The sequence below is a fragment of the Desulfosalsimonas sp. genome (genome assembly GCF_055149105.1).
Genome location: NZ_JBSRLA010000098.1, coordinates 1 through 7,643, shown reverse-complemented (window position 1 = coordinate 7,643; position 7,643 = coordinate 1). Strand labels below are relative to the sequence as shown.

Here is a 7,643-nt window from a genome sequence, read left to right as displayed (position 1 = left end):
AAAATTCGAGTTTGGCTGATTCGATATTGTTTCGCATTTCGGATTTCGTGCTTCGGATTTATGCTTGAATCCTTTTGGTCTCTGACGGATATCGAAGGTTGTGAATAGAAAGCACAAAAAGCAGCTGATCCAATATCTCTCCGGTTTTGCCACCCAAAGGCGCCTGGATACTTTCGAGCGGGTCCTGGCAAACCGCACCCGGTACCTGGCGGTTGCCCTGGAAAATGTTTTTCAGGGCCACAATGCCAGTGCCGTGCTGCGGAGCATGGATTGTTTCGGCATTCAGGACGCCCATATCATCGAAAACGAGTATGAATACCGGGTCAACCCGGATGTGGCCCTTGGCGCCTCCAAGTGGCTGACCCTGATTCGTCACAACAGCCTTGCCCACAACACCCTTGCGGCGGTTTCGGTCCTGCGGAGGCGCGGCTACCGGATCGTTGCCACCACACCCCACAGCCGCGACGTTTCCCTGCCGGATTTTAACCTTTCTGCAGGAAAAGCCGCTTTTTTTTTCGGTACCGAGCTTGAAGGCCTTTCTGATGTTTTGATGGAAAATGCGGATGAATTCCTGCGTGTTCCCATGTACGGGTTTACGGAAAGTTTCAATATTTCCGTGTCCGCTGCCCTGGTGTTTTACGAGCTTGTCCGCCGGCTCCGGGCCTCAAAGATCAACTGGGGGCTTGCAGAAGAGGAAAAGCAGGATTTGCGCCTGGAATGGCTCAAGCAAAGCGTCCGGCATTCGGATCTGCTGATTGCGCGCTTTATGAAACAACACGCCCAAAGCTTTGAATCAGTCGGTAAATAACCATGTGCCCCGGGACGGTTTCGTGTTTATAATAGTGCCTGAACGAAAACCAGGATTTTTCGTTCGGTCACTATGGATCTGTCCAATGATTTGTTTTCATACCCGGAGGTAATGGTTACGTGGAACTCATGGCTGGCGTCACTCTTCTGCTTTTCCTTGGCGTGCTGGCCCAATGGCTGGCCTGGCGGCTTCAGCTGCCTTCGATCATGCTGCTTTTGGTATTCGGGCTGGTGGCCGGGCCTGTGACCGGCTTGATGGACCCGGACGCCCTGTTTGGGGATATGCTGCCCGTATTTGTGTCTTTGGGCGTGGCCGTGATTCTGTTTGAAGGCGGGATCAACCTGCGGCTTGAAGAGCTGAAATACACCGGGGATGTGGTGCGCAATCTCATCACCGTGGGCGTGCTGGTGACCTGGGTGTGCGGAAGCTTCCTGGCGTTTTTGTTTCTGGATCTCCCCTTGATGCTAAGCGTGCTGCTGGGTGCCATCATCGTGGTCAGCGGGCCCACGGTCATCGGCCCGCTGCTGCGGCATGTGCGCCTGCCCCACAATACCGATGCCACCCTGGAATGGGAAAGCATCCTCATCGATCCCATCGGCGCCCTGCTGGCGGTGTTGGTCTTTGACGTGATTGTCACCACTGCAAGCCCTGCTGCCGGCACCACCATTTTTCTGCTGGGCATGATCCGGATGATTACCGCCGGAGCCGTGCTGGGCCTGGCAGGCGCTTATTTTCTGATCCGCATGATCCGAAGGTTCTGGATTCCCGACTTTTTGCAAAATCCTTTTTCGCTTGCCCTTGTGATTACGGTATTTACCCTTTCCAATTTTATTGCCGAGGAATCCGGCCTGCTGGCGGTAACGGTCATGGGAATTGTGCTGGGCAATCAGAAATCCGTGGCCCTGCGCGATATCATCGAGTTTAAGGAAGACCTGCGGGTTTTGATCATCTCGCTGTTGTTTATCATTCTGACAGCAAGGCTGCGGATCTCAGATCTGACGGTTATTGATCCGGGAGCCGTGGTCTTTATTGTTCTGCTCATTTTCCTGGTCCGGCCGGCTGCGGTGATGCTGTCGGCCATGGGCTCCAGGCTCCATATCCGGGAAAAGCTGTTTATGGCTTTTATGGCCCCGCGCGGGATTGTGGCTGCGGCAGTGTCTTCGATTTTCGCCCTGCGGCTGTCCCAAAGCGGATATCCCATGGCTGATCAGCTTGTACCGCTGACCTTTTTTGTCATCATTGTCACGGTATTTTTCTATAGTGCTCTGGCATCGCCCCTGGCAAGGATACTCAAAATAGCAGAGCCCCGGCCGAGCGGGTTTCTCATCGTGGGCGCCCACCTGCTGGCCAGAAAAATCGGCATTGCCCTCCATGATGCGGGCTGCCGCATTCTGCTGGTGGACAGCCAGCGGGCCAATATCAAGGCCGCGCGCATGGCCGGGCTGCCCTGCAGATACACCAACGTGTTTACAGACAATATCCGGCTCTGCGGCATCGGCCGGTTGCTGGCCCTGTCGCCCAATGACGAGTTAAACGCTCTGGCCGTTTTGCATTACCGCAAGATTTTTGATCACATGGAAGTGTTTCAGCTGCCCCCCGATGTTGAACAGGTGCATGCCGAAGAAGTGCTGCCGGGTCATCTGCGGGGGCGCTATCTGTTTGACAAGCGGGCGAGTTTTTCTTACCTCTACGGCCGGATGCTGGGCAACGGGATCGTCAAAACCGTGAAACTCACACAGAATTTCAAATACGAGGATTTTTCCAGGTATTATGACAACACCGATATTCCCTTGTTTGTCATTGACAGCAATGGCCTGGCCACACCCGTGACCCTGGATACATCCGTGAGCCTTTCTGCGGGCCATACCCTGATTGCCCTGGTGGCGGCAAAGGACAATGAGCAATCCCCGGCAACAGTTTCCCGGCCCCAGCAGCCGGATTACGAGTGTAAAAGCCCGTCGTAAGCCGGGGCAAAGGGGGTTGTTTACGGGCGATTGATCATGGCTGCCATGTAACCGGCGCCGAATCCATTGTCAATGTTGACCACAGCCACATTGGAGCTGCAGGAGTTTAACATGGCAAACAGGGCGGTTATCCCGCCCAGGCTGGTGCCGTAGCCAACGCTGGTGGGCACCGCGATTACCGGCCGGTTGACCAGGCCGGCCACCACGCTTGGCAGGGCGCCTTCCATGCCTGCTGCCACAACCAGCACCGATGCGCGTTCAATGGCTTCCTTATGGGAAAACAGCCGGTGAATGCCGGCCACACCCACATCATAGACCGTTTCAACCTCGTTTCCCATGGCCCGGGCGGTCAGGCAAGCCTCTTTGGCCACCGGTATATCCGAGGTGCCCGCAGACATGACCAGAACCGGGCCTCTGCCGCAGATGGGCGGCGGGGTTTTTTCCAGCAGCAGAACCCGGGCGTCAGCATGATACACAGACTCTGGAAAAAGTGCCTGAATATGGTCGGCCTTTTGTTCAGAAAGCCGGGTGACCAGCACTCTGTCGTCCTGGGCACTCATTTTCTCCATGATCCCGGCGATTTGCTCTGCGGTCTTGCCCTGACCGAAAATGACTTCCGGAAACCCCTTTCTCAGGGTCCTGTGATGATCCACATGCGCGTATTCAATGTCTTCCACGAAAAGATGCTGAAGAGAATCGGCGGCCGAGGCCACTGATGTTTGCCCGCTGGCCACGGCCTGGAGAAGACGTTTTAAGGTATCGCTGTTCATGGGCGGCTACTGCAGTTCCTGTTCAATCATTTCCCCTGCGCCGGAACCGGTATTTTCCCCGGATGTCTGCACCCTTTCCAGGGTCCGCATAATGGCTTCCAGGGATTGGATCTGTTGCTGCAAGTCCTGGATTTGTTTTTGCAGTCCGGCTGTATTTTCGTTTATCTTGCGGTTTACGGTTTTTTCCAGCTCAGCCGTATCGGGTCCAGCCTGGGCTTGTTTTTGCACGGCATTGATTTTTTCTTCCAGGTTGACAAACCGGTCGCTGAAACCCGCAATGCGCTTTTCTGCTTCATTGATGCGCGGGCCGAATTTCCCGGCTTCACCAAGGGTTTGTTCCAGGGCGGAGGTTGTCTCGCGAAGCTTTTCCAACTCCGCAGTGAGCCGGGACTCCAGGTCGTTGATCCCGGATTGTGCGGCTTTTTCCTGGGCAGAAACCTGCTTTTCCACTCCGGCGATCCTGTTTTTCGTTTCCTGGCGCAATTCGGCAAGGTTTTTTTCAAGTTGGGAGTTGGCCGAAGACAGGTTCTTTACCTGTTTTTCCAGTTCCAGCACCCGGGCCTTGAGTTGTCGGGTGGGTTCGCTGACCAGATCCGAGAGGGCGGAAAAGCGTTCTTCCGCCATCTCTTCGATGTTTTCTTCAACCTGCCGGGATTGGCGATCCTGTTGGGCCTCTATTTGCCCGATTCTGTCGTCGAGAATAACATAACCGAAAAACAGAAGGCCGGCAAGCAGCCCGAAGAGCAGAAGTGAAATGATGCCGGCCTTGAGAACCGGGGCAGAGGACGGCTTTTTTTTGGGCGGTACGGCGGTTTTTTTTGCCCGCGGCTCGGTCTCATCTTCTGTAAAATCAATTTTAAAGCCCTTTGGATCCTGCTGCTCTTCCATATTGTTTCTACTCCCATTCTATTGTGCCGGGGGGTTTGGAGCTGATGTCATAGACCACCCGGTTCACCCCGTTGACCTCGTTGATGATCCGGTTGGAGATGGTGCCCAGCAGCTTGTGGGGCAGTTTGGCCCAGTCGGCTGTCATGGCGTCCACGCTGGTTACCGCCCGCAGGGCCACGATGTTTTCATAGGTGCGTTTGTCGCCCATGACGCCCACGCTTTTGATGGGCAGCAGGACCGCAAAAGATTGCCAGACCTTTTTGTAATAGCCTGCGGCCCGGATTTCCTCAAGCAGGATGGCATCCACCTTGCGAAGCACGCTCAGACGCTTGCGGGTGACTTCGCCGATGATTCTTATGGCCAGGCCCGGGCCTGGAAAAGGCTGGCGCCACACCAGTTCCTCGGGCAGTCCCAGGGTTTTGCCCAGTTTGCGCACTTCATCTTTGAATAAAAATTTCAAGGGCTCGATGAGTTTGAGTTTCATTTTTTTGGGAAGGCCGCCCACGTTGTGGTGGGATTTGATAATGGATGTAGGCCCCCCGAAAGCGGATTGGGATTCGATGATGTCCGGATAAAGGGTCCCCTGGGCCAAAAATTCTGCGTCCTTGATTTTGCGGGCCTCTGCTTCAAATACGTCCATGAAGATTTTGCCGATGATCTTGCGTTTTTTTTCCGGGTCAGAAACCCCCTTGAGCGCATCTGTAAACTGTTTGCCGGCATTGACATAATCAATGTTCATTTTCAGGTGCTGGCCGAAGAGTTTTTTCAAACGCGCGCCTTCACTCTGCCGCAGCAGCCCGTTGTCCACGAAAATGCAGGTGAGCTGCCTGCCGATGGCCTGGTGGATGAGCATGGCCGCCACAGAAGAGTCCACGCCGCCGCTTAATCCAAGGATTACCTGTTTATCGCCCACTGCATCTCGTATTTCTTTTACCGCATCCTTTGCAAAGCTCTTCATGGTCCAGCCGGCTTTGCACCCGCAAACGGAAAACAGGAAATTTTTGAGCATCTGTTTGCCCCCGGGTGTGTGCTCGACTTCCGGATGAAACTGCAGGCCGTAAAATTGCCGATTATAATCTGCCACAGCGGCCATTGGGGTGTTTTCTGTCACTGCGGTGGTGACAAAACCTTCGGGCAGTCCGGTGATGGCGTCTCCGTGGCTCATCCAGCACCGGGTGGATTCTTCGATTCCGGCCATCAGCGGGTCCGGGTTTTGAATATGGAGCCGGGCAAATCCGTATTCCCTTTTGTGTGCTTTTGAAACGTTTCCGCCCAGAGCGTGGACCATAAACTGCATGCCATAGCAAATGCCGAGTACAGGGATGCCGAGGTCAAAAATGGCCTCTGATACCCTTGGGCTGTTTTTTTCATATATGCTGGCCGGTCCCCCGGAAAGAATGATGCCTTCGGGGTTCAAGCCTTGCAGCCGCTCGATTTCAATATCCGGGGGTTCAATCTGGCAGTAGACTTTCTGTTCCCGCACGCGTCTTGCAATCAGCTGGTTGTACTGGGAGCCAAAATCAATGACAACTATCATTTATGCCTCAAATCGGGGGTTTGTGTTGGCTGATCCGGCGAAAAAAGCGCTGCGGGATCCGCGCAAACCATTTGCTTAAACAAAATGAATATGTTAAAGCAACCCGCAAATGTCAACGCTATTTTTTTTTATTCACGCGCAAAACGGAGCTTTTGGTTGATCGTCCAGATATATGAAATCCAGACCCCCCGGGAAGCCGCAGCAATGGCGGAGCTTGGGGTGGATCACATTGGCTCGGTTCTAACGGCCGCAGATGACTGGAAGCAGCCCCGGCTTTGGCAGACGATCCGGGAGGTGGCCGCTGCAGGGGCCAAAAGCAGTCTGATTCCGCTGTTTGACGACATGGATGCCATCAGCGCGGCCCTTGATTATTATCAGCCGGACATGATCCATTTCTGTCACACAGTGCTCGATGCCCCTGAAGGCTGGGAACCCTGGTGCGGGCGGCTGATGTCCATGCAGGCCACGGTAAAGCAGCGTTTCCCCGGGATTGCCGTCATCCGTTCCATTCCTGTACCGCCTCCGGGCATGGGCGGTGATTTTCCGGTTCTGGAACTGGCCAGACATTTTGAGCCATTATCTGATTTTTTCCTTACCGATACCCTGCTGCTGGAAAACAATGCCGTGCAGCACCAGCCGGAAAACGGTTATGTGGGGATCACCGGCAGCATTTGCGACTGGGATATTGCCGCCCGACTGGTTGCCCAGAGTGCCATTCCGGTAATTGCCGCCGGAGGGCTGTCTCCGGACAATGTCGGCGATGCGGTAAAAGCCATTGGCCCGGCCGGGGTGGACAGCTGCACCCTGACCAATGCCCGGGACGCATTTGGACAGCCCATCCGTTTTTCCAAGGACCCGGAAAAAGTCGCCCGGTTTGTTACAGAAGCCAGAAAAGCCGCCGCTCAATCCGGCCTTTAAATTCTTTATTTTACTTAACACTTAATCACTTAAAACTTAACACTACTTGTAAAAAAGACATATTTTTTCAGATAGGAGAGAAACAATTATGTATGAAAGCGGAGATCTGCGAAAGGGTCTGAAAATTGAAATCGACGGTGACCCTTATGAGATTGTGGATTTTGAGTTCGTCAAGCCCGGCAAGGGCCAGGCCCTTTACAAGTGCAAGCTCAAAAACATGATCACCGGGACTCAGTTTGACAAAACCTACCGTTCCGGGGAAAAAATCAACAAGGCCGATCTCGATGAGCAGCAAATGGAATACCTCTACACCGACGGGGACCATTATCATTTCATGAATACCTCCAACTTTGAGCAGGATTCCATGTCAGCTGAGCAGCTCGGCGATTCGGTGAAGTATTTAAAGGAAAACACGGTCTGCGACGTCTTGTTTTTCCAGGGCCGGCCCATCGGGCTTTCGCTGCCCAATTTCATCGAATTGCGGGTTGTTCGCTCTGATCCCTGGGTCAAGGGGGATACGGCTTCGGGCAGTTATAAGCCGGCTGAGCTGGAAACCGGATTGACCGTGCAGGTCCCCCCGTTTGTGGAAGAAGGCCAGAAACTGCGCATCGATACCCGCACCGGCCAGTACGTGGAACGGGTAAAGGAATGATGGCGCTGTAAAAGTCCAATATCTGCGTTACGCGCAATTTCTCAGAATTTCACGTACGGCTAAGTACGCTGCATTCTTCGAAATTGCGCAAGCCTTGATCTTGAAC

At 54.0% G+C, this 7,643-nt stretch carries 7 protein-coding genes; 4 read left to right on the top strand and 3 right to left on the bottom strand.

The genetic code is table 11. The features are described 5' to 3' along the window. The first annotated feature begins 100 nt into the window (after positions 1-100). Both ACTCIA_RS15820 and ACTCIA_RS15815 read left to right on the top strand, forming a co-directional pair. Positions 101-808 carry a TrmH family RNA methyltransferase gene (locus tag ACTCIA_RS15820; protein ID WP_463002770.1) on the top strand — a complete coding sequence of 236 codons (708 nt, stop codon included), beginning with the start codon at positions 101-103 and terminating at the stop codon, positions 806-808. Between the two features lie 128 nt (positions 809-936). Next, positions 937-2,772, top strand: a complete 1,836-nt coding sequence (locus ACTCIA_RS15815; protein ID WP_463002771.1) for a cation:proton antiporter — start codon at positions 937-939, stop codon at positions 2,770-2,772. Positions 2,773-2,792: 20 nt separating this feature from the next. Here ACTCIA_RS15815 and larB read toward each other — a convergent pair whose 3' ends face one another. The 3 genes from larB to guaA are packed head-to-tail and all read right to left on the bottom strand — an operon-like array spanning position 2,793 to position 5,967. Beyond that, positions 2,793-3,542 carry a nickel pincer cofactor biosynthesis protein LarB gene (larB, locus tag ACTCIA_RS15810; protein WP_463002769.1) on the bottom strand — a complete coding sequence of 250 codons (750 nt, stop codon included), beginning with the start codon at positions 3,540-3,542 and terminating at the stop codon, positions 2,793-2,795. A 6-nt stretch (positions 3,543-3,548) separates the two neighbouring features. Further along, positions 3,549-4,430 carry a hypothetical protein gene (locus ACTCIA_RS15805; RefSeq protein ID WP_463002768.1) on the bottom strand — a complete coding sequence of 294 codons (882 nt, stop codon included), beginning with the start codon at positions 4,428-4,430 and terminating at the stop codon, positions 3,549-3,551. Between the two features lie 7 nt (positions 4,431-4,437). Then, entirely contained in the window at positions 4,438-5,967 is a 1,530-nt protein-coding gene (guaA, locus tag ACTCIA_RS15800; protein WP_463002767.1) for a glutamine-hydrolyzing GMP synthase, read from the bottom strand. Positions 5,968-6,123: 156 nt separating this feature from the next. Between guaA and ACTCIA_RS15795 the strand changes: the two genes are divergently transcribed. Together ACTCIA_RS15795 and efp are read left to right on the top strand one after the other, a co-directional pair. Next, entirely contained in the window at positions 6,124-6,885 is a 762-nt protein-coding gene (locus ACTCIA_RS15795) for a phosphoribosylanthranilate isomerase (protein ID WP_463002766.1), read from the top strand. Between the two features lie 88 nt (positions 6,886-6,973). Next, entirely contained in the window at positions 6,974-7,537 is a 564-nt protein-coding gene (gene efp / locus ACTCIA_RS15790; protein WP_463002765.1) for an elongation factor P, read from the top strand. The last annotated feature ends 106 nt before the right edge of the window (positions 7,538-7,643 follow it).

Coding starts and splice junctions, on each gene's coding strand:
- guaA (WP_463002767.1), bottom strand. CDS start 5,967: ATGATAGTTGTCATTGATTTTGGCTCCCAGTACAACCAGCTGATTGCA.
- efp (WP_463002765.1), top strand. CDS start 6,974: ATGTATGAAAGCGGAGATCTGCGAAAGGGTCTGAAAATTGAAATCGAC.
- ACTCIA_RS15805 (WP_463002768.1), bottom strand. CDS start 4,430: ATGGAAGAGCAGCAGGATCCAAAGGGCTTTAAAATTGATTTTACAGAA.
- larB (WP_463002769.1), bottom strand. CDS start 3,542: ATGAACAGCGATACCTTAAAACGTCTTCTCCAGGCCGTGGCCAGCGGG.
- ACTCIA_RS15815 (WP_463002771.1), top strand. CDS start 937: ATGGCTGGCGTCACTCTTCTGCTTTTCCTTGGCGTGCTGGCCCAATGG.